Source organism: Thalassotalea sp. PS06, assembly GCF_007197775.1.
GTDB lineage: Bacteria > Pseudomonadota > Gammaproteobacteria > Enterobacterales > Alteromonadaceae > Thalassotalea_A.
Window position 1 is genome coordinate 3,367,581 of sequence record NZ_CP041638.1, and the last position, 21,322, is coordinate 3,388,902.

At 42.8% G+C, this 21,322-nt stretch carries 18 protein-coding genes and 5 tRNA genes; 4 read left to right on the plus strand and 19 right to left on the minus strand.

Features of this window, described 5'->3' with window-relative positions; translation table 11 throughout:
• Window positions 1–189: 189 nt before the first annotated feature.
• The 17 genes from rplA to hemE all read right to left on the minus strand — a co-directional run bounded on the left by rplA (window position 190) and on the right by hemE (window position 14,900).
• Complete coding sequence (gene rplA, locus FNC98_RS14875; protein ID WP_144035077.1) at window positions 190–888, minus strand: 50S ribosomal protein L1; 699 nt, start codon at window positions 886–888, stop codon at window positions 190–192.
• 3 nt (window positions 889–891) lie between these two features.
• Complete coding sequence (rplK, locus tag FNC98_RS14880) at window positions 892–1,320, minus strand: 50S ribosomal protein L11 (RefSeq protein ID WP_136737257.1); 429 nt, start codon at window positions 1,318–1,320, stop codon at window positions 892–894.
• Between the two features lie 168 nt (window positions 1,321–1,488).
• Entirely contained in the window at window positions 1,489–4,842 is a 3,354-nt protein-coding gene (locus tag FNC98_RS14885; protein WP_144035078.1) for a hypothetical protein, read from the minus strand.
• Between the two features lie 96 nt (window positions 4,843–4,938).
• Window positions 4,939–5,919: a sulfite exporter TauE/SafE family protein gene (locus FNC98_RS14890; RefSeq protein ID WP_144035079.1), complete on the minus strand. Its 981-nt coding sequence runs from the start codon at window positions 5,917–5,919 to the stop codon at window positions 4,939–4,941.
• Window positions 5,920–6,222: 303 nt separating this feature from the next.
• Entirely contained in the window at window positions 6,223–6,768 is a 546-nt protein-coding gene (nusG, locus tag FNC98_RS14895) for a transcription termination/antitermination protein NusG (RefSeq protein ID WP_144035080.1), read from the minus strand.
• A gap of 3 nt (window positions 6,769–6,771) precedes the next feature.
• A complete protein-coding gene (secE, locus tag FNC98_RS14900; protein ID WP_144035081.1) occupies window positions 6,772–7,152 on the minus strand; it encodes a preprotein translocase subunit SecE in 381 nt (126 codons plus the stop codon).
• Between the two features lie 62 nt (window positions 7,153–7,214).
• Window positions 7,215–7,291, minus strand: a tRNA-Trp gene (locus FNC98_RS14905).
• Window positions 7,292–7,542: 251 nt separating this feature from the next.
• On the minus strand, window positions 7,543–8,568 hold the full coding sequence (locus tag FNC98_RS14910; protein WP_144035082.1) for a hypothetical protein: 1,026 nt from the start codon (window positions 8,566–8,568) through the stop codon (window positions 7,543–7,545).
• Between the two features lie 424 nt (window positions 8,569–8,992).
• Entirely contained in the window at window positions 8,993–10,177 is a 1,185-nt protein-coding gene (tuf, locus tag FNC98_RS14915; RefSeq protein WP_144035064.1) for an elongation factor Tu, read from the minus strand.
• Between the two features lie 95 nt (window positions 10,178–10,272).
• Window positions 10,273–10,348 (minus strand) — tRNA-Thr (locus FNC98_RS14920).
• A gap of 10 nt (window positions 10,349–10,358) precedes the next feature.
• Window positions 10,359–10,433, minus strand: a tRNA-Gly gene (locus FNC98_RS14925).
• A 31-nt stretch (window positions 10,434–10,464) separates the two neighbouring features.
• Window positions 10,465–10,549: transfer RNA gene (locus FNC98_RS14930), tRNA-Tyr, on the minus strand.
• Window positions 10,550–10,563: 14 nt separating this feature from the next.
• A tRNA-Thr gene (locus FNC98_RS14935) sits at window positions 10,564–10,639 on the minus strand.
• 164 nt (window positions 10,640–10,803) lie between these two features.
• A complete protein-coding gene (locus tag FNC98_RS14940; RefSeq protein WP_185967997.1) occupies window positions 10,804–11,523 on the minus strand; it encodes a type III pantothenate kinase in 720 nt (239 codons plus the stop codon).
• Complete coding sequence (gene birA, locus FNC98_RS14945) at window positions 11,520–12,497, minus strand: bifunctional biotin--[acetyl-CoA-carboxylase] ligase/biotin operon repressor BirA (RefSeq protein WP_144035084.1); 978 nt, start codon at window positions 12,495–12,497, stop codon at window positions 11,520–11,522. Before birA ends, FNC98_RS14940 begins: the two co-directional genes overlap by 4 nt.
• Window positions 12,497–13,516: a UDP-N-acetylmuramate dehydrogenase gene (gene murB, locus FNC98_RS14950; protein WP_144035085.1), complete on the minus strand. Its 1,020-nt coding sequence runs from the start codon at window positions 13,514–13,516 to the stop codon at window positions 12,497–12,499. Before murB ends, birA begins: the two co-directional genes overlap by 1 nt.
• A gap of 313 nt (window positions 13,517–13,829) precedes the next feature.
• Window positions 13,830–14,900 (minus strand): uroporphyrinogen decarboxylase, encoded by a 1,071-nt coding sequence (gene hemE / locus FNC98_RS14955; protein ID WP_144035086.1) that lies wholly within the window; start codon window positions 14,898–14,900, stop codon window positions 13,830–13,832.
• 521 nt (window positions 14,901–15,421) lie between these two features.
• Between hemE and FNC98_RS14960 the strand changes: the two genes are divergently transcribed.
• Window positions 15,422–16,240: a S1/P1 nuclease gene (locus tag FNC98_RS14960; RefSeq protein WP_185967998.1), complete on the plus strand. Its 819-nt coding sequence runs from the start codon at window positions 15,422–15,424 to the stop codon at window positions 16,238–16,240.
• Window positions 16,241–16,438: 198 nt separating this feature from the next.
• Complete coding sequence (rsd, locus tag FNC98_RS14965; protein ID WP_144035088.1) at window positions 16,439–16,906, plus strand: sigma D regulator; 468 nt, start codon at window positions 16,439–16,441, stop codon at window positions 16,904–16,906.
• 847 nt (window positions 16,907–17,753) lie between these two features.
• Here rsd and fkpA read toward each other — a convergent pair.
• On the minus strand, window positions 17,754–18,515 hold the full coding sequence (gene fkpA, locus FNC98_RS14970; protein ID WP_144035089.1) for an FKBP-type peptidyl-prolyl cis-trans isomerase: 762 nt from the start codon (window positions 18,513–18,515) through the stop codon (window positions 17,754–17,756).
• A 272-nt stretch (window positions 18,516–18,787) separates the two neighbouring features.
• Between fkpA and FNC98_RS14975 the strand changes: the two genes are divergently transcribed.
• The gene (locus FNC98_RS14975) at window positions 18,788–19,018 is read left to right on the plus strand and encodes a SlyX family protein (protein ID WP_144035090.1); all 231 of its coding nucleotides are present in this window, start codon (window positions 18,788–18,790) and stop codon (window positions 19,016–19,018) included.
• 50 nt (window positions 19,019–19,068) lie between these two features.
• Here FNC98_RS14975 and FNC98_RS14980 read toward each other — a convergent pair whose 3' ends face one another.
• Window positions 19,069–19,263 (minus strand): YheV family putative zinc ribbon protein, encoded by a 195-nt coding sequence (locus FNC98_RS14980; RefSeq protein ID WP_144035091.1) that lies wholly within the window; start codon window positions 19,261–19,263, stop codon window positions 19,069–19,071.
• A 94-nt stretch (window positions 19,264–19,357) separates the two neighbouring features.
• On the opposite strand from FNC98_RS14980, the gene FNC98_RS14985 reads away from it, so the two are divergent.
• The gene (locus FNC98_RS14985; RefSeq protein ID WP_144035092.1) at window positions 19,358–21,253 is read left to right on the plus strand and encodes an ATP-binding cassette domain-containing protein; all 1,896 of its coding nucleotides are present in this window, start codon (window positions 19,358–19,360) and stop codon (window positions 21,251–21,253) included.
• Window positions 21,254–21,322 lie beyond the last annotated feature (69 nt).

Here is a 21,322-nt window from a genome sequence, read left to right on the forward strand (position 1 = left end):
CAGAAATTTAGGAAAAAATCTGGGTAATCACCATCTACGTAGGAAATTAAGCGGTCAACCCACAACGTGGATATTTAACGCACCTACGGTCTTGGACGGGAGCTCAAAACGAATAATTTGAGCACCTACCAAAATTAGAGGGGCGAAATTATAGACTAATCTCACCCCTGTGTAAACGTTAAAAACGTATTAGATGTCACTCAAAGAACCTTGAGCGATGGCAACACCAGCACCCATGGTTGTAGAAAGACTGATCTTCTTGAAGTAAGCACCTTTCGCTTGAGCTGGCTTAGCTTTCTTAAGCGCCGCAAGCAAAGCAACAAGGTTTTCTTCCAACTGACCGTTTTCAAAGTCAACTTTACCGATTGTAGAATGAACAATACCATTCTTGTCGTTACGGTAACGAACCTGACCAGCTTTAGCGTTTTTAACCGCAGTAGCTACGTCTGGAGTTACAGTACCAACTTTCGGGTTAGGCATAAGACCACGTGGACCTAGTACCTGACCTAGTTGACCAACAACACGCATTGCATCAGGAGTAGCGATAACAACGTCAAAGTTCATTTCGCCTTTCTTAACCTGTTCAGCAAGATCTTCCATACCTACGATGTCAGCACCTGCTTCTTTTGCAACGTCAACGTTTGCACCTTGAGTAAATACAGCAACACGTACGTCACGGCCAGTACCGTTTGGAAGAACAGTAGCTCCACGAACGTTTTGATCTGATTTACGAGCATCGATGCCAAGCTTAACAGCAACATCAACACTTTCTTTGAAGTTAGCAGTCGCTAACTCTTTCAATAAAGCTAACGCTTCATTGATTTCGTATTCTTTTAATACGTCTACTTTTTCACGGATTAGACGAGCACGTTTTGATAATTTAGCCATTGATTAATCCTCTACCACTAAACCCATAGAACGAGCTGAACCCGCGATTGTACGTACCGCAGCATCCATGTCCGCTGCAGTTAAATCTGGCTCTTTAGTCTTAACGATTTCTTCAAGTTGAGCACGAGTAACAGTACCAACTTTTTCAGTGTTAGGACGACCAGAACCACTCTTGATACCAGCAGCTTTTTTCAATAGGAAAGAAGCAGGTGGAGTTTTCGTTTCGAACGTGAAAGAGCGGTCATTGTATACAGTAATAACTACTGGTACTGGAGCACCTTTTTCAAGAGAATCAGTTTTGGCGTTGAACGCTTTACAGAATTCCATGATGTTCACACCGTGTTGACCTAGCGCAGGACCAACTGGTGGTGAAGGGTTAGCTGCACCAGCAGCAACCTGTAGCTTGATTAAAGCTTGGACTTTTTTAGCCATGATTTAATACCTTTGGTATGGGTACAAACGCTATTTAACGAAATAGCTCCCCGTTGAAATTAGGACTTTATTTAAGCGCCTAGCGAGCCTCAAACAAAATCGGCAGCGGATTATATATTAACCAACTACCGTAGCGCAAGTGTACGACATTAATTAAGTGGATTTCTTCTAGATATAGCGGCTTTTGCTTTCTCGAAAGAATTTCATACTCATCGCAAGCGCTAAAAACATCAGCAGGTAAAATGAAAATGTTCCCCCACCTCCCGCATGCTTTTCCTGGTATTCTTCATTGACCTTCGCTGAATCGATTACCGATATATGAACCAATATTGTAGCTGCAGGGCTTACACCGTCAGAAAATTCCACCGTGATTGTGTAGTCTCCAGCATTAGGAGTATCAATATATAAAAAATGTTCATCGAGAATTGAAAAGCCTTCTGGCGCATCTAATAGACGAAAGGTCAGCTCATTCCACTCAAAATCCTTAACGTGACGCTTAAGATCAAAAGACCCCTGTATCGTTACGTCGACGTCTTCAAGGTAGGCGTCAGACGCATAAGGCGTCGTATTTCGTGATTCTATGTTAAATTCAATCTCCTCACTTTGAACACTATTGCTGCCATCAAAAGAGTTAATATGAAATGTAAATATTGATTGGTTTTTAATATTATCGGGGACAGAGCCTGCGATTTTTAATACATTGGAATTTTCTATGCGCAGCCACTCTGGTGCGCCATCTAACGAGAACTGAACCAATTCACTATCAACGTCAGAAAATACAATAGGCAAATTTACACTATCGGCAATTTGGAAGTGGTAGGACATCGCGGGGCCAAACACGCCAGGTTGATCAATCATTTCCTGCTCGCAAACGCCTTCGATTAAACATGCTACATCAATCAAAACCATATCAGAGCTTTTTGGGGTATTCTGTTCTGACAATACCACCCATCCCGCTTTAGAGTGCTTTAACACACGGCTGTTATTTCCGCCAATTTCAGGTATTTTATGAAATTCATCGGTTAAGCTATCGATATAAAATAATTCATTTTTTACCTCGCAAACTTGGTCTTTTCTGCAATGAGAGTAGAAACCTAACAGATAGCGATTCCCAAAAGACTCTTTTAGAAACGAGATATTAAACCTCTCCGACTCATCTTCCAGCTTTAGGATGTCGGTTCTGGAATGCTCTAGTTTTTTAACTATCCCTTTATTTGTGTACTCATATATTCCAAACTCACCAAATGCAATTTGGTCGAAGTATTGTGTCATATTGAAGGAGATATGATTCGCATTTAGTGTCTCGATATCAAATTCGACTAATTGCCTGTCAAACCCGGTAGATTCATTAAAATATATTTTTTTAGCGACCGTATCGAAGTAATACTTGCCGTGTTGCAGCGACATCGTAGAAGCCTTATCTTCTATTTCCCTAAAGACTATTTTGGTTTTCGAATTACAGTCAAATAGAATTACTTCATGCTGCTGACTTACTATCAAATATCCCTGTTCAGAGTACTCATAGTTAAAAAGGGCATCATTAAACTTTATCGTTTCAGTAATATTATCGATGAATATTAACCCCTCGGGGCTGGAAAAAAAGGCTTCATTGGAGCAAGTATAGAGATTTAGTTGAGGTACTTGAGTACCATGATTCACCTTGTCATGACCCTCGAAAGAAACAGAATGTAAAACCCCATCTATCGAGTAATAGACAACATCATTCCGTACTGTTACGAATTTTTCATTTTCAGACGTCCTAGTCCAAACAGGTACCTGGGTGTAGTTATGTAAATCGATCTTTTTCAAAGATTCGTTTATATCCCAATAAGAACTGTCCGGCACTATATAAATGGAATCATCGAAACGCTTTATACTCTGATTGCGTTGATTCTCAACATCTATTTGATTGACTTCACCAGAATCTCGAATTGCATAAAATACATCGTCAAATATGCGCCGCTCTTGCACGAACCAATGCCCATCGATATAAATAATTTCTTCTATCTCTGCCTTATCTGTACCGGTATATAGTGCTTCCTCAAAAATGGGTGTGAACGCCTTATCTTGTGGTGATACCACATGCAACCCCGGAATTGATTGGTAATTTCGCAGATATAAACGTCCGTTACTGATGAACGCACCAGCAGAATAACTAGATTCTGCTGATTTTACACCACGCCCAACAAAATCGTGTGACAAACGATATCCTATAAACTCTTTTTGAAACTCATTTATATCGATGCGGTATAGTCGATTCTTTGAACAGTAATCATCATCTTTGCAGCCCCAACTATCTAAGGCGTAAAGATAGTCTTCATTTTTGGCGATAATATTAACTTGCCTTTTAAAGGTAAAACCATCCAACAGGGGGGTATACTTTTTCTCATCAAAATCAATCAAATAAATATTGTATTCTGCAAAATAGTCATCAGGATCTTGGTTTACTTTCAATAAAACTCCTGATTCTCCGGCCCCTTGTATGGTGAAGTGTCGAGAAACCGACATTTGAACATCTGAAACCGAGTCTATAGACTTGTCGGATTTAGAAAATCGGCTGATACAACTACCGTCGTCATGAGATGATTTGAAGTATATATACTCATTGGTTGAAACAATACTGCCGAGCGATATCTCACTATCTGAGTGGCCGCAAAGCTCACTCTCGCTAAGAGGTAGAAGTTTTTCAAAACCTTGCTGATCAGAGATGGAAACTAGAGTGTCTTCATCATCTATATTGGCGATAAACAGAAACTCATCACGTGGAGCATTTCCTCCATGGACATAATCAGTATAATCAACGCTCGAAACACTATATTGCTCAACAGAATCATCGGTTTTGTCTATTATTTTGACGATGCCATCCTTTAAACCAATCCAATACTTTGAAGATGAGTAGATCGATGTCATCGATTCTTGATCAATTGTTTTTAGCTCGTTAAGAGCTAGATCAAATTTATAAACAGCATCATGTTTAACAAAATAAATCGAATCTTCCGAAAAAGAAAATATCGAACGTGGATCTAGTATAAATTCCAACGCTTCAGGTTGCAGCCATCTACGCGTTCCTGAGGCAGTCCCATCAGAAATAAAATGTAATTTATTAGTTCCTCTACTAACGGTGATCAACGCATTGCTTTCATTCCATCGTTTAATGCCTTCCAGTCGGTCAGTGCCAGCTACGAACAACTCGGACATAAAGTAAATGGCTTTATCAGACTTCCTATTTACAGCAACTGGCTGTAAGAAGCCATTAACTAACGTTGGCATGATGACAGCGTCGCTTAAGATAAGCGGACGAAACATACCGTCAGCAGTATGACTTCCACTGAGGGAGAAGTTTGTATTAAGGTCAACTGGATAGACCCCATTTATTGCTTGAGCTTTTGTAGCAATGAAGGCCAAAGCAAAAGTCAAATAAATAGCTGAGTAGCGAAAATCGGAGTTCGTAAACCAGGTATATTTTCGGAAAACAGAAAAGCTTAATCGACCAATGGTTCTTAAGAGATACCCACAATACATAATTAATCCTTTTAAAAGCAACGGGCAAAAAGAGGGCGCCAAGCTATCAAATAAAAAATAGAATGACAACGAGTAGGAATTGTTTACTATCGGGCTTTAAAAAATACCAGCAATACCGACCAATAAAATCCAGCTACCCAAAAAGATTTTCAAACGCATGCCACCAAGGGCCTGGGCGATAAAGCGGGCGATAAAGCCGCCAATCATTGCGCCGGGAGCAGCGAATAAAAGTACTTCGCTGACAACTAAACCCTGTAACGCAAAATCAGCAATACCGGCAATCACAGTAATGGCGGAAACGACAACGCCAACCGCAACGGAATACATAACCGAAAAACCGAGCAGCAATAGCACCACAGCGATAATTTCGCCAACGCCAACACTTATCCAGGCGGTAATGATGCCTCCGATTAAACTCGCAATGACCAATAACACAACATTTGCATTACTAAATGATTGCTCGGTATGGCGAACCTTGTCACCTATCATTACTACCTGCGCCAGAACCAACACACCAAACACTAAAGAGAAAATACTAAAGATTAGGTTTACATCACCAATAGGTGGCAATGGTAAATACTGGACAAGCCACATTCCTAAGATTGAGGCAGGTGCACAATATAGTAGCGCGCGAAATATTAAGGAAAGTGACTCGGGGGCTGCTGCGATTGTTGTTTGATCGTTAGATACTGTATTTTTGCGATGGAACCAATAGAGCCAGGTTAAGCTACCGACGGTCATGCCGAAGCATTGAATAGCAACACTGGTGGCGATGACCTGTTCGATTTCCATCCCCAGTGCGCTAAAGCTTGGAACAAAAACGATACCCCCACCAGCACCGGTTGAATTAGCGGCTATCGCCCCACCAATGCCAAGAAACAAAAAGCCAAAGTATTCTTTTATCGTTTCCAGTGGGCTTTCGAAACTCATCAGACATATGAGCCAAACGCTTAACAGAGCAAACACAAACATGCACCAGAACACCGGACGATTTATTCGTTCAGTTACCTGGATTTCTGCATTTGAGGTATTAACGGAAGAGACTGACATGGTTAAGGCATTAGATTTTTTGCTCAAATTACCCTACCGTGCACCGATGAGCAAGAGTTAGTGAATAATAATTGTCCCCATTTAAGTCTGTATTACGATATTGACACACAAGGTTAACAATGAGGATATCGTCTTTGGGATTCAGGATTTAAATGACACTATGGAATGTCCATATATAAGCCCTGACTAGAATCGATTGAATGTTCCCGACACAATCGATATACCAACATCCCTGCAGACAACCATCCATGGTTCGTTCAGGATAAATACATCCTTGAATAAAAAAACCCTGCCGAGGCAGGGTTTTTATAGTAACAATTCACGCTCGAATTAGCCTTTTTCGACCTGGCTAAATTCAAGTTCAACTGGCGTTGCACGACCAAAGATGGATACAGAAACCTTAATGCGGCTCTTCTCATAATCCAGCTCCTCAACAACACCATTAAAGTCAGCAAATGGACCGTCGATAACACGAACCACTTCACCTGGTTCAAATAATGTCTTCGGTCTTGGCTTGTCTGTAGAATCTTCAAGACGTTGCAAAATTCGGTCTGCTTCGCGCTGACTGATTGGCGCAGGGCGATCACTGGTACCACCGATGAAACCTAGAACACGAGGTACACTCTTAACCAAGTGCCATGCTTCTTCGTCCATCGCCATCTCGACTAATACGTAGCCAGGAAAGAACTTACGTGCACTTTTACGTTTCTGACCGGCACGCATTTCAACGACTTCTTCAGTTGGCACTAAGATTTGACCAAACTTGTCCTGAAGACCGTGGATTTCAATATGTTCCTGCAAGGTCTTTTGCACACGCGCTTCATAGCCAGAAAAGGCCTGAACCACGTACCATCTTAATTTAATATCTTCAGACATAGATTAAACCTGTAATGAAGTAATATAGTTGACGATCCAATACAGCACAGTATCAAAGATCCACAGTAGGAAAGCCATAAACACGGTAGCAACGATTACTAAACCCGTTGTTTTTAATGCCTCTTCTCGCGTTGGCCATACAACTTTACGTACTTCAGTGCGTGATTCTTTTGCAAAAACAATCGCAGTGCGACCTTTTTCTGTTTGCGAGGCAATTAAACCTGCAACAACAACTGCAACAACTGCTGCAACGGCACGAATCAGTACTGATACTTCACCATACATATAATTAGCAACAACGATACCTGCTAAGATAAGGAATACCAATCCCCACTTTAGCGTATCTAGAGAACCACCTGATTGGTTTTCTGTACTAGCATTCATAACTTTGACCTGTTCCCGTCATTCAGATAAAAAACCCCGACACCTGTCATGGGTTTGAAAATTGGCAGGGGTGGAGAGACTCGAACTCCCAACCGTCGGTTTTGGAGACCGCCGTTCTACCAATTGGAACTACACCCCTTCAAAAGAGGGACATTATAAAGGCGTTAAAATAAAATTGCGATTACTAGTTGCGCAAAATTTTAAAAAAACTGCCTGGACGGGATAAGTATTAACATTGATGTTACAGACAAGTCAAAATTCCTTGCGCTATAAAAAGAGAAATCACCAACTCCGGCCCGCTAATAACAATCACTTTAATTCGAAAGCGTACAAAGGCTTTACCTTAACAAGGCAACGGTCACGCCACTGGATAGGTGTATGCACCCTGTTTTATTTCGTGAATGTTAACGTTAGGGATTTAATGTCGACCCACAAAGATTCGCCTTTAATTAAATCTCCCTGTCCGTCAGACAGTTGGTTATGCTGATTAGGGATGTAATAACCTGAATCCGGTAATCTGTCCTCATGGATATCACTGCTCCAGTTCCACGGCCCATCCTGCTCACTCGTTAATTCATCGAAAGTCGGGGATGGATAATGCAGATATGCAAAAACCTGGACAGGCGTGTTGTCGGTAACCAATGCAAGCAGTGGATGGCGGTTTACCTGAAACTCAAAATTGAGTGTTGCTTCAGATTGACCAATTGGGATTTGCCAGGAATCAATGGAACTAAATGCAAAGTTTTCAGAAGCATCCCGCTGCGTATAGTGCCAGATTTGCGCACCTATTTCAGAACTACGGATTAGATAATTACTAGGGTAATCGCCCCTACCCTTATAATGAATCATTTTAATCATGATATCACCAGGGTCATTCAAACCGTTTTCATTAATATCAAATTCAATCCTGTATTCAATTTCAACCCGACCAGTCTCCATGGCGATGCGATTGATTAAAAACTGACTAGGAAGATACTCAACTTCAAGGCTGGCACGAACGGAATTAACTCCCAATCCGCGATCACATGCATTACCAAGTTCAAAAAGATCGAGTTGTGAGCGAGACAAAGCGATAGCATCGCTTTCAAATTTCAGAATTAACTGATCGTTGTCAACGTCATATTCCAATGCTAGTTGTTCATAAAGGTCTTCATAAGGATCGTAAGTTTGAACACTGTTTTCCGTCGTTTCTAAGATCTGTGCTACTTCCGCTTCAAAGCAATAATCCGTTTCAGATATCGAAAAAAGCGTTAGAGATTGTTTTGAGATAATTAAATACAGATCACCTAAAGCCCAGACCCCATAGTAATGTTCCGCCAGGGGACCTTCAGGTTCGTTGAAAACATTGCCATTGTCATCGGAGCTATTACATGCGCTCAATAGCAGTAGCAGAACGCTAAACAAGATTCCTTTCATTTAAATTCCCTTTAGGAGCAAGTTCGCCCCACCCCTTTAAACGCCATGTTCACATGAACATTTGCATTGTATTCAGTAGGTTATTTTATAGCCGAATAAGCGAAGACATACAAATTCTGGACATTTTCTGTAAGCTTTAGGTACCGAACATTAAGGCTTTAATGCTGTATGACTATAAGGAAAGATCGGTGAAGGTAAGCAAACAAAGAATGTCAAAAGCGAATACTTGGGGATAAGAAAATAACCAAGTACTTTTGTAAATGCCAGAGACATTTGGCGATTCGCGATAATTTGGCCATTAGGACAAATTAAAAAGCGAATCGTCATCACGGAACACCGCTCGGTGGTTAGTCTGTTGGTGCACATACAAAAAGAGCAGCCATTGGCTGCTCTTTTTTGATTTGGTGGTTAAAAAATCAATCGATTATTCGATGATTTTTGATACAACACCAGCACCAACAGTACGACCACCTTCGCGGATAGCGAAGCGTAAACCTTCGTCCATCGCGATTGGGTTGATTAGCTCAACAACAAACTTCAAGTTGTCGCCTGGCATTACCATTTCTACACCTTCTGGAAGCTCTACAGCACCAGTGATGTCAGTCGTACGGAAGTAGAACTGTGGACGGTAGCCTTTGAAGAATGGCGTGTGACGACCACCTTCATCTTTCGTCAATACGTAGACTTCTGACTCGAACTTAGTGTGAGGAGTGATGGAACCTGGCTTAGCAAGTACCTGACCACGTTGGACTTCATCACGCTTAGTACCACGAAGAAGAACACCACAGTTCTCACCCGCACGACCTTCGTCAAGAAGCTTACGGAACATCTCTACACCAGTACAGGTAGTCGTCGTAGTCTCTTTGATACCAACGATTTCTACGTCGTCACCTACACGGATGATACCGCGCTCAACACGACCCGTTACAACCGTACCACGACCCTGGATTGAGAATACATCTTCGATTGGAAGAATGAAGTCACCGTCAATCGCACGCTCTGGCTCTGGGATGTAAGTATCTAAGTGCTCTGCAAGCTCTAGTACTTTCTCTTCCCACTGCGCTTCACCGTTCAATGCACCTAGTGCTGAACCTTGAACTACTGGTAAGTCATCACCTGGGAATTCATACTCAGAAAGAAGTTCACGGACTTCCATCTCTACTAGCTCTAGAAGCTCTTCGTCGTCAACCATGTCACATTTGTTCATGAATACGATGATGTAAGGTACACCAACCTGACGAGAAAGTAGGATGTGCTCACGGGTCTGTGGCATAGGACCATCAGTCGCCGCTACTACTAAGATAGCGCCGTCCATCTGGGCAGCACCAGTGATCATGTTTTTAACATAATCCGCGTGACCTGGACAGTCTACGTGCGCGTAGTGACGAGTCGCTGTGTCATACTCAATGTGAGAAGTGTTGATAGTGATACCACGCTCGCGCTCTTCTGGAGCGTTATCGATTTGTGCGAAATCACGAACTTCACCACCGTGAGTCTTAGTCAATACTGCTGAAATCGCAGCTGTAAGTGTTGTCTTACCGTGGTCAACGTGGCCGATTGTACCTACGTTAACGTGCGGTTTGGAACGTTCAAATTTTTCTTTAGCCATCTTCAATTACCTTTAAAGTACAAATTTCTAATTTTTTACGGTAAAGATAAATGATAGATGGTTTTCTTAAGAACCTCCTCAGAATTGAGAAGGAGTGGTGCTAATAGGCAGATTCGAACTGCCGACCTCACCCTTACCAAGGGTGCGCTCTACCAACTGAGCTATATCAGCACTCCTAATATGGAGCGGGTGGCGGGAATCGAACCCGCTTCTCCAGCTTGGAAGGCTGGGGTAATAGCCAGTATACGACACCCGCATATCTATCAAGCTATCTTTGCGACAAAAAATGGTGGAGGGAGGTGGATTCGAACCACCGAAGGCAGAGCCGTCAGATTTACAGTCTGATCCCTTTGGCCACTCGGGAACCCCTCCAAATTTTGTATTAATGGTGCCGACTGCCGGAGTCGAACTGGCGACCTACTGATTACAAGTCAGTTGCTCTACCAACTGAGCTAAGTCGGCACTGCATTAAGTGGTGCGAATTCTAGAGCAATGTTTTACGCCATGCAATAGCAAAAACAAAAAAAACTATGGCTTTTTGACTGTTTGCTGTTTTTTTACCCGGATATGTAAGAAAAACATTAATGGCCAACAGTAAAAGGCGCCTTTACTGATATTTTATGCTTTTAAAGGTCAATAAACTGGCGCATTCCAATAAACACTAATTCCGGGCACAGGAGCGTATCGTCTTGCAAATTAGCCTGTAAAACTTTGCCATTGCCTCCCGTTAATAAGATCTTACTCACTGGGACATTGTTAATTGCGGCCTGTCGTACTGCGTATTCGATTAATGCTACAGTCATCGCCCAACAACCGCGATTGACATTGTCACTGGTGTTACCAGCAAACCCTAAATCAGCAGGTCTGGAAAAATCGCCTTTTACTTTATCGGTATTTTGATAAAGCGCATTTATCATCATATCAACGCCGGGAACTATCCAGCCGCCCAGGTGTTTGTTTTCTTTACTCAACAAATCAATCGTGGTTGCCGTTCCTGCATCAACGACCAAAACATTTTCCCGGGGGGCAACCTGAGCCGCACCGACAACCGCCATCCACCTGTCGATACCAAGCTGCTCTGGCTGTTGATAGCCAACCTTTATTTGCGTCAAACAATCTGGTGTAAGTAATCGTTTATATGCGCAACCGGACTCAAGGCAGGACTCTTCAAGGCGTTGACAAAATGCTTCATTGGAGACAGCACACACTAATACCTTGTCGGGAGATAATCGCTGAATTTGCTCGATGACCTGGGACTCATCTAATGACATTGGCTCCGACAGGCTATTATCCAGCACCTGACAAAACTTTATCTGAGTATTTCCAACATCGAGCAAAACGATCAACTTTGTTTCCTCAAGCTTACCTCGCCACCATAGATGGGTTTTACCTTGCCATTTATTTCGATCAACAGCGCCCCGTTTGCATTGATTCCCCGACATATACCTCGGGTCAACTGGTTGGCACTGATAATTTCGACCGCCTGATTAATGAATATATCGCGTCGCTGCCAATCCGCCAGCATAGGCGTCAAACCATAAAGCTTATGTTGCTGCAATCTACGATTAAACTGGGAAATTAATCTGGCCACCAATATGTTTCGGTCAACCGATTGCCCTAATTGCGATGCAATGTCGGTCCAGGGTTGGTCAATAACCTGTCCCTGGGCTTCCGGCATTTGAATATTCAACCCAAGCCCTATTACGCTGTGCCCGGCTTCCGTGGGCTGACCTTCAAGTTCCACTAATATTCCAGCCAGCTTCCTGCCATCAATATAAATATCATTTGGCCACTTTAGCTGCACATCAAGTTTGTAATATTGCTCGAGGACATCAGCAACGGCTAAACCAATGACCACCGACAATCCCATCGCCGCGGCAACCCCTTGTTCCAGGCTATGGTACATAGAGACATATAAGTGCGAAGCAAACGGCGATACCCAATTCTTTCCGCGTCGGCCTCGACCCGCAGATTGGTATTCAGCAACGCAGGTTTGCCCGTCAATAACCTGATTAGGAAGGCGTCTTAGCAAGTAAGAGTTGGTCGAATCAATAATGGTGTGTACTTCGATGGGATTACTGGCACCCAAGCTTAGGAGAATTTCCTGAATTCGCTCTGCATTCAATAAATAGATGGGCTCGGCCAAGCGATAACCTTTGCCATGCACCTTGAATACATCTAACCCCATGTCACTGAGCGCTTTTATGTGTTTGGATATGGCAGTGCGACTCACGCCAAGTGCATCTGCTAGCAACTGACCGGAAACAAACTCGCCAGAAGCAAGACGGCGAATCAGTTCTTCACGAACTACTTTAGCCATTATTTCGCGGTTTCCAACGTTGTTTCGCCCGAAGCACCAATTAATCTCACTTCAGGCTCTAACAGGATCGCAAACTTATCCTTGACCTGTTGCCTTACATAAGTAGCCAGAGCAACCAGGTCTTTACCACTGCCGTTGGCGATATTTGTTAACACTAAAGCCTGCTTTTTATGTACGGCAGTACCGCCGATTTGTTTACCTTTAAGCCCACACTGGTCAATCAACCAACCAGCCGCGAGTTTCACTTTGCCATTTGCCTGTGGAAAAGCCGGCATCGATTCATACTCGCTACTCAGTTGCTGATATTGTTCGTTATCGACAACTGGGTTTTTGAAGAAACTACCAACATTTGGGATTTGCTCAGGATCTGGTAATTTGCTCTGGCGAATGGCAACAACCGTATCGAAGACCTGCTTAGGTGTCGGTAGCTGCAACTCCTGTAAACCAGGGTAAGACAGCTTAGGTTGCCACAGTTTAGGGATAGAGACACCAACGGCAACGATCACTCCCTTGCCTTTTAATTTACCTTTAAAAATACTGTCTCGATAACCAAAATTACATTCATCACGAGTCAGTCGTTGCTGCTCACAAGTTTCAAAATTGTACCAGTCTACATATTCGCAAAAATTCGCGAACTCGATGCCATAGGCGCCGATATTCTGAATCGGTGCGGCACCACAGTTTCCCGGGATAAGTGCCAGGTTTTCCAACCCCGGTATATTATTCTCAAGACAAAAGCACACTAATTGGTGCCAATTCTCGCCAGCACAAATATGTAATGCCCAATTATCTGAATGCTCTTGTACTTCGATTCCCTTAAAATCCGGCTGAATAATCGTGCCAGCGTAATCTTCAAGGAAAATCGTGTTGCTGCCTCCACCCAAAATATAAAACGGACCGAGGTTCGGAAAGTCGATAGCTTGCAATTGTTCAGGGGCAAACAGATGCAACAAATTTGCCGCATAAGAAGGTAATGCAAATGTACTTAATGACTGTAATGAGTGTTTTTGTGAAACCATTAACAATGTAATTCGATGGAAATTAACTGGGATAATAAACCAGAAGCAGTAAGGGTTAAACCTTAAATCGACGAACTAGCCTGGAGGGAATGCAGAAGGGTGAAGATAATGGCGCTCTGAGAAAATTCAAAGCGCCGGAGAATAATACCAATCCCACTAAGTTTGTGCACAACTCAGAGTTAGGGCCGAGGTTCAGTTACAACATAGATTTTATTGATATAGTCATTCTATATTAATGAAATATAGGGCAGTAAATGGGCCTCTCACTAACTCCCTACGAGTGAGCAATAATTTATTGGGATTGGTATAAGCTTTATTTTTGGTGATAAGGCTTACTCAAACGATGCACCGCATCAATAAAGTAACCGGCATGCTCTGGGTTCACGTCTGGGTGAATACCATGGCCAAGATTAAATACGTGACCGGTGTTTTCATGACCAAAGCCCTTAAGAATTGTCGCAACTTCCTGCTCAATTCTTTCTTTCGGAGCATACAACATTGAAGGATCCATGTTGCCTTGCAGTGCAACCTTGTCGCCTACTCGCGCTTTAGCGTCTTCGATATTAATAGTCCAATCCAGACCAAGCGCATCACAACCTGTCGCTGCGATTGACTCTAACCACATACCACCGTTTTTAGTAAACAAAGTTACCGGCACTTTTCGACCGTCGTTTTCACGGGTCAGGCCATCAACGATTTTGTGCATGTACTGCAAAGAGAACTCTTTATACATGGCTGGAGATAACACCCCACCCCAGGTATCAAATACCATTACCGATTGGGCGCCAGCAGCGATTTGCGCATTCAGATAACTAATAACTGAATCAGCTAGTTTATCCAATAACAGATGTAAGGTTTGCGGCTCAGCAAACATCATCTTCTTAATCTTGGTGAAGGCCTTCGAACTACCGCCTTCAACCATATAGGTAGAGAGTGTCCAGGGACTGCCGGAGAAACCAATTAAAGGTACGTCGCCATTAAGCGCTTTACGAATAGAACGCACTGCGTTCATAACATACTGCAGTTCGCCTTCTGGATCCGGGTGACCGATTTTCTCGACATCTGCTTTGCAGGTGATAGGACGCTCAAACTTAGGACCTTCACCGGTCTCAAAATACAGGCCCAGCCCCATGGCATCAGGAATAGTTAAGATATCGCTGAATAAAATTGCCGCATCCAATGGATAGCGTCGCAAAGGTTGCAGGGTTACTTCCGTAGCTAACTCTGTATTTCGACATAACGCCATAAAATCGCCAGCATCTTTACGCGTGGCTTTATACTCTGGCAAATATCGTCCAGCCTGACGCATCATCCAGATTGGTGTGTAATCTACAGGTTGCTTTAGTAAAGCGCGAAGATAATTGTCGTTTTTTAATTCAGTCATCTTGGTTTCCGAGAAAAAAGTTGCGGCCATTTTACCCAAAGTTATGCTCCGATACCACGACCTATTCAGCAATTAAGGAGTTTCTTTTAATATCAATAGATTGGCGATTTTTTGATATATGTTTTCGGTAACACCAGAGCCACAAACGAGATTTTTCGTACAAATGTCCGAGGAAATCGTTCAAAAAATATTTGTAAAAAAGTGTTGCGCTGACAAAATAGCTTTGTTATAAATTTCACACGCTTTACAGAATAACTAATAAGAAGCTAGTTTTAACTAGACCATACAGCGAGCATTTCCGGCCTTATCTTTTGATAAGGCCTTTTTATTTTCTGACCCATCACACTCATTTACCTGCTTAATTTTCATACAACCACCATTTTTTAACGTTAACTGCTAAAATCCTAAAAAAGCTACCGATAAAAACCTCTTAGAGCACACAAATGCGGCCTTTCCATCCCTGTTTATTGATCTTTTCTCTGTATATATTTTTAGCCTTTTCAACCCCTGAAGCACATGCATTGGGACAGCAAGGCCACCTAATTGTTTGTGAGTTAGCTTATTCATCCCTGTCTAAACCGCAGCAACATACGATTAATAACCTGATTGACCAACTTCCCACTTCTCAACGAGCGTTGATTAATAAACGTTTAAATCGTCCGCAAGACGCATCACTGACATTCTCGCAAAGCTGTATTTGGGCCGATGCAATACGCGAGCTGGAATCTTATGGTAAATACTCAACCTGGCACTATGTCAATGTCGTCAGGGATAGCGAGAAAATTGTCGCAATCGAAGACAAACGGCCTGACATTTTGTCAGCAATGGTGGTTCATGATTGGCAATTTAAGAACGCAGAAAACGTTGCAGAGCAACTCGAGGCATTGTTATTTATCAGTCACTGGTTTGCAGATATCCATCAACCCTTACATGTCAGCTTTGAATCGGATCGGGGTGGTAACGATACCCAGGTTCAATCCAGAGATAAACGCTGCAAAAACTTACATCAGGTTTGGGATAACTGCCTACTTCGAGACTTAAAGATGAACCAAGAGGGTTGGCGTCAGGCATTTACGCAGGTTCAGGCTCAGGAACGCGCACAGTTTAATGGTGTTGTTTCTACTGAGAATATTCTCCAATGGAGTAATGAATCTTTGGCTATTACCCGTTCTAAAATCATGGCTTATTGTCACTATGCGGGCAACTCAAGATGTGAACCGGGCACCGAAGCCATCCAATATAATGACTATTATATCCAGCAAAATAGTCCAGTTTTAAAGCGACAAATGCTTCGTGCAGCCTCACGATTAGGGGTTTATTTGACCAACAACCTACCGTAATAATTTTTTCGGTTGATTTTCATAATTAGCATCTATACTTATTTTTATAATCAAAATAAATAGTTACTGAAGATCAGAAAAAGCGTTCATGATTATAAACGTCTTCGGCAACGCAAATGTTAAAAATTCGTTGCATTTTCTGGTAGTATTCAGTGATATTTCACTCATCATTGCGATTTTTTGAAGTCGGAGGGAAAAATGCTGACACGTCTGGAACAAGCACAACAACAATGGGGTGGCTCCTTAAACGCTATCGACAATTGGTTAACGGAAAGACAGGATGTATTAGTCAATTATTGTCGTCTTGCGGGTCTGCCGCCTTTTGATAAAACCGACCGTGCGCTACCGAAAAGTTCTGATATCCAAGCTTTCTGCCAGGTACTAATGGATTACATTTCGGCAGGTCACTTTGAAGTTTTCGACCAGATAGTTTCCAAGTGCAAAGAAAACGGCCCCGATAGTCTGGCCCTTGCACAACGAATATACCCGCAAATATCACGCTCAACCGATATTGCCCTCACTTTTAACGATAGGTACGCCGATCTTGGCGATGGTAGTGAGTTAGAAGGATTTGATGACAGTCTTTCCGCATTAGGACAATTTTTAGAAGAACGCTTTGATTTAGAGGACCAGTTAATCGAAGCCTTATATAAAACCAGCGCTTAAAAACTTCCTGATACTGCGACCATAAGGTCGCAGTTTTCGTTTCAGCCCTCAAAATAATGAAGACTTCGTGAGCATTCGCGCTTATTCCGGGTACATTTTTTTCTATGCACACCATCCATGGCAAAAACCGGGTATGTTTACATCCATGTACACATGCATCAATCCATCCTATGATGCAGTGTTCCCACATCCATGCAGGAAATAACCCTTACTAGCACCCTCCATGGCAAGTAAGGAGACGTAAAGGGAATTACGGGATGTCGAGATATCGTGGATGACAATATCTCGACGATATAAAGGGATTTATGGGATGTCGATTTATCATGGAGGCAATACATCGACGATATAAAGGGATTTATGGAATGTCGATTTATCATGGAGGCAATACATCGACGATATAAAGGGATTTATGGAATGTCGATTTATCATGGAGGCAATACATCGACGATATAAAGGGATTTATGGAATGTCGATTTATCATGGAGGCAATACATCGACGATATAAAGGGATTTATGGAATGTCGATTTATCATGGAGGCAATACATCGACGATATAAAGGGATTTATGGAATGTCGATTTATCATGGAGGCAATACATCGACTAAGTATGTCCATATACAACACCCTCTCCGCATCCTGCTGTCCGGGTATACTTACATCCATATGCGTAATAACCCTCCCTTGCTACCATCCCTGGTCCGGGAGGATAAGTATGTCCATATACAACACCCTCTCCGCATCCTGCTGTCCGGGTATACTTACATCCATATAATAAAAAGCCCGTCGTTGAAACAACGACGGGCGACCCTAAACGATTAAAGGCCGAGGCCTTAAAAACGTTAAACTTTTACTTTTCAGATTCAGCTGCAGCTTCTGGCTTAACGATGTCCAAAAGCTCAACCTCAAAGACAAGCGTAGAGTTAGCTGGAATTGGACCAGTACCGTTAGCACCGTATGCTAAATCAGCAGGAATAACGAACTTGTATTTTGAGCCTACGCTCATCAGTTGAACACCTTCAGTCCAACCTTTGATCACGCGGTTTAATGGGAATTCAATTGGTTCACCACGAGAATATGAGCTATCGAACTCTTCACCATTAATTAATGTGCCTTTGTAGTGAACTTTAACAGTATCAGTAGCCGCTGGCTTTTCACCTTCACCTTCAGTTAGCACCTGATACTGAAGACCAGATTCAGTAACCTCAACGCCTTCAACTTTGGCATTCTCAGCCATGAACGCCTGACCTTCGGTTAAGTTCTTTTCTGCGTCAGCTTTTGCCATTTCTTCTTGCTTGGCACGTACTTCCTGCTCAAACGCCATCAACGTCTGCTCAACTTCTTCCTGAGTCAATTGACTCTTGTCCGCAAGACTTTCAGTCAAACCCAAAATAATTAGTTCTTTATCTAATTCGAAGCCATAATTTTTTTGCTCTTCAAGAGTCTTACTTAAATAGCCACCCATAGATGAACCAATAGCATATGCCTGCTTCTGAGCCGGAGTCTCTAACTTAGTCGCTGGTGCTTGTTCAGCTTCTTGTTTATTCTCCTGACAGCCCATCATTGCCAGAACTGCAACGGCTACCAGAGTCGGTTTGAATAGTTGTTTCATATCTTTCTCCAAAAAGAAACTACATATCGGAGAAGTCCCCAATATATTCAGGTTAGTTATTATTATTATCTTGGGATAATAAAGGTCCCTAATACTAGCGCTAAAAAAACAAATAGGAAAGCCCCAGGAAATAAGATACTTAAACGACAAAATATTTCTGTGGGTCGGCCAGATAGCGCCAGTCACTTAATATAGTTGAGTCTTAGTTGTTTGCGACAATATCTTTGGCGATAATAGACAGCTTAACCATCTCATCTTTATATGGCCCAATTATGAAACAAGGCAACGACAACGCTGAATTAACCTATCGACTGGATAACCTGGAAACCAGGCTGGCATTCCAGGACGATGTCATTGAGCAGCTAAATCACGAGATCAGCGTACATCAGCAACACATTAAAGAATTAAAAGAGCAATTAAATCTGATAGGTCAGAAAGTGCGGGATATGAATACGTCAGCGGTTGCTCGTCAAGAAGATGAGACACCTCCTCCACATTATTAAATCGCTGTTAAGGTTAGAGTGACCGCCGAATCAATCACAATTCTCGGCGGTTATTCGGGTTTGAATACACCGATGACCTGTTCTTGCACACGAACATCTGCGGCAACCTGCTCTTCAGGTTGCGTCATTTCCATACCACAACTCACACAAGTCACTTTTTCAACACCATCTTGTTTGGTTAATGCCATGGTGTCCTGGCTTTTACATTCAGGGCAAACCGCACCCGCAATAAATCGTTTCTTCATTTAACATTCAAAGGTAAACTTCACTGCAACCTATTTTACTCTCATTTAAATCTGGGTTCAGCTTTAATTTTAGCCTTAGATAAGGAACCAAACCTTGATCAATGCCAGCAACCTCACCCTTGCCCGTGGAGTCAATCCACTGTTTGAAGATGCAAGCTTTCGAATTCACCCCGGTCATAAAGTCGGTCTGGTTGGTGCAAATGGTTGTGGGAAATCATCTTTCTTTGCTGCCTTAACCGGTAATCTGGGGATTGATCAGGGTGTTTTAGAAATGCCTTCCGGTTGGCAGATATCATCGGTAAAACAGGAAACGCCGGCACTATCGCAATCCGCACTATCGTACGTGATAGACGGGGATACCGAATTCAGAGCCCTTGAAGCCAAACTCGAACAAGCCAGAAATAACGATAATGGCAATCTTGAAGCGGAGATTCTTAATCAAATTGACGTGATACAAGGTTATAGCCTCGAGGCACGCGCTGGAGAATTGTTACACGGCTTGGGGTTCATGCAAGATCAACTGCAAGACAGTGTCAGCAGTTTTTCCGGGGGGTGGCGGATGCGCCTGAACCTGGCCCAGGCACTGATCAGCCGCGCCGATTTGTTATTGCTCGATGAGCCTACTAACCATTTGGACTTAGACGCGGTACTTTGGTTGCAGCGCTGGTTAAAACGTTATGAGGGCACCTTAGTATTAATTTCTCACGATCGTGATTTTCTCGACAACGTCATCGAACAAACCTTACACATCGAACATAAAAAAGCACGTTTATATAGCGGCAATTACACCAGCTTTGAGCGCCAACGTGCGGAACAATTGGCGCAACAGGAAGCCATGTATCAAAAACAACAACGGGAGATTAAACATTTAACCTCTTTCGTTGACCGTTTCCGTGCCAAAGCCAGTAAAGCCAAACAAGCACAGAGCCGATTAAAGCGTTTGCAAAAACTTCCTGACTTAATGCCAGCTCACGTAGATAGTCAGTTTCAATTTAACTTTATTAATCCAGAACACATGCCTTACCCATTGCTGACATTAGAAGAAAGTGATTGCGGCTATGGCGCTGAACATAACATTTTAAGTCAGGTGAAAATCAATCTGGTTCCGGGTTCTCGAATTGGCTTGCTGGGTCGAAACGGTGCGGGTAAATCGACATTGATCAAATCCCTTGCCGGTGAACTTGCGCTCAATAGTGGTACCCGCTTCTGCGCTCAGGAATTAACCATAGGTTATTTCTCTCAACACCAGTTAGAGCAATTATCGTTGGATTCGACACCATTAAATCAGTTATTGCTGGCGCACCCAGAAATGTCGGATTTAGAAGGTCGAAATCATCTAGGCCGTTTTGGTTTTAGCGGTGATCAGGCACTCGGGCAAATCAATACTATGTCCGGCGGCGAAAAAGCGCGTCTGGTTCTGGCATTAATCGTATTACAAAAACCGCAATTGCTGCTACTCGATGAGCCAACCAACCACCTGGATATCGAAATGCGTCAGGCATTAGTTATGGCGTTGCAGGAATTTAACGGGGCAATTATTCTTATTGCCCATGACAGGTTCTTATTGGAATCCTGTGTCGATGAATTTTATCTGGTTGGTAATGGTAAAGTTGAGCCATTTAGTGGTGATATTGATGATTACCAACGTTGGCTCGATGACGATAAAAAGGCCGCGAAGCAGGAAGGCAAAACCGAGCCTGAGCAGCCGAAAGTCGATAAGAAAGAGCAACGACGCCAGCAGGCAGAACTTCGTAAAAAAGCAGCACCGTTTAAGAAAAAAGCCGATAAACTAGAGCAGCAAATCGAAAGCTGGCAATCGCAGCTCGATACCATAGAACAGGAGCTGGCGTTAAGCGAGACCTATGACGCTGAAAACAAAGCCCGTCTGGCTGAGTTACTGCAAGAACAGGGCAAACTTAAACCGCAAATAGAAACTGCAGAAGAAGAGTGGATGGAGTTGCTGGAACAGATTGAGGGGATTAGCGAGTAGCGGGAGTTGAAACTCCCAACTCCCTTAGAACGTATCGCAAGCGATACTCCAAGCACGTGGCAGAAAACG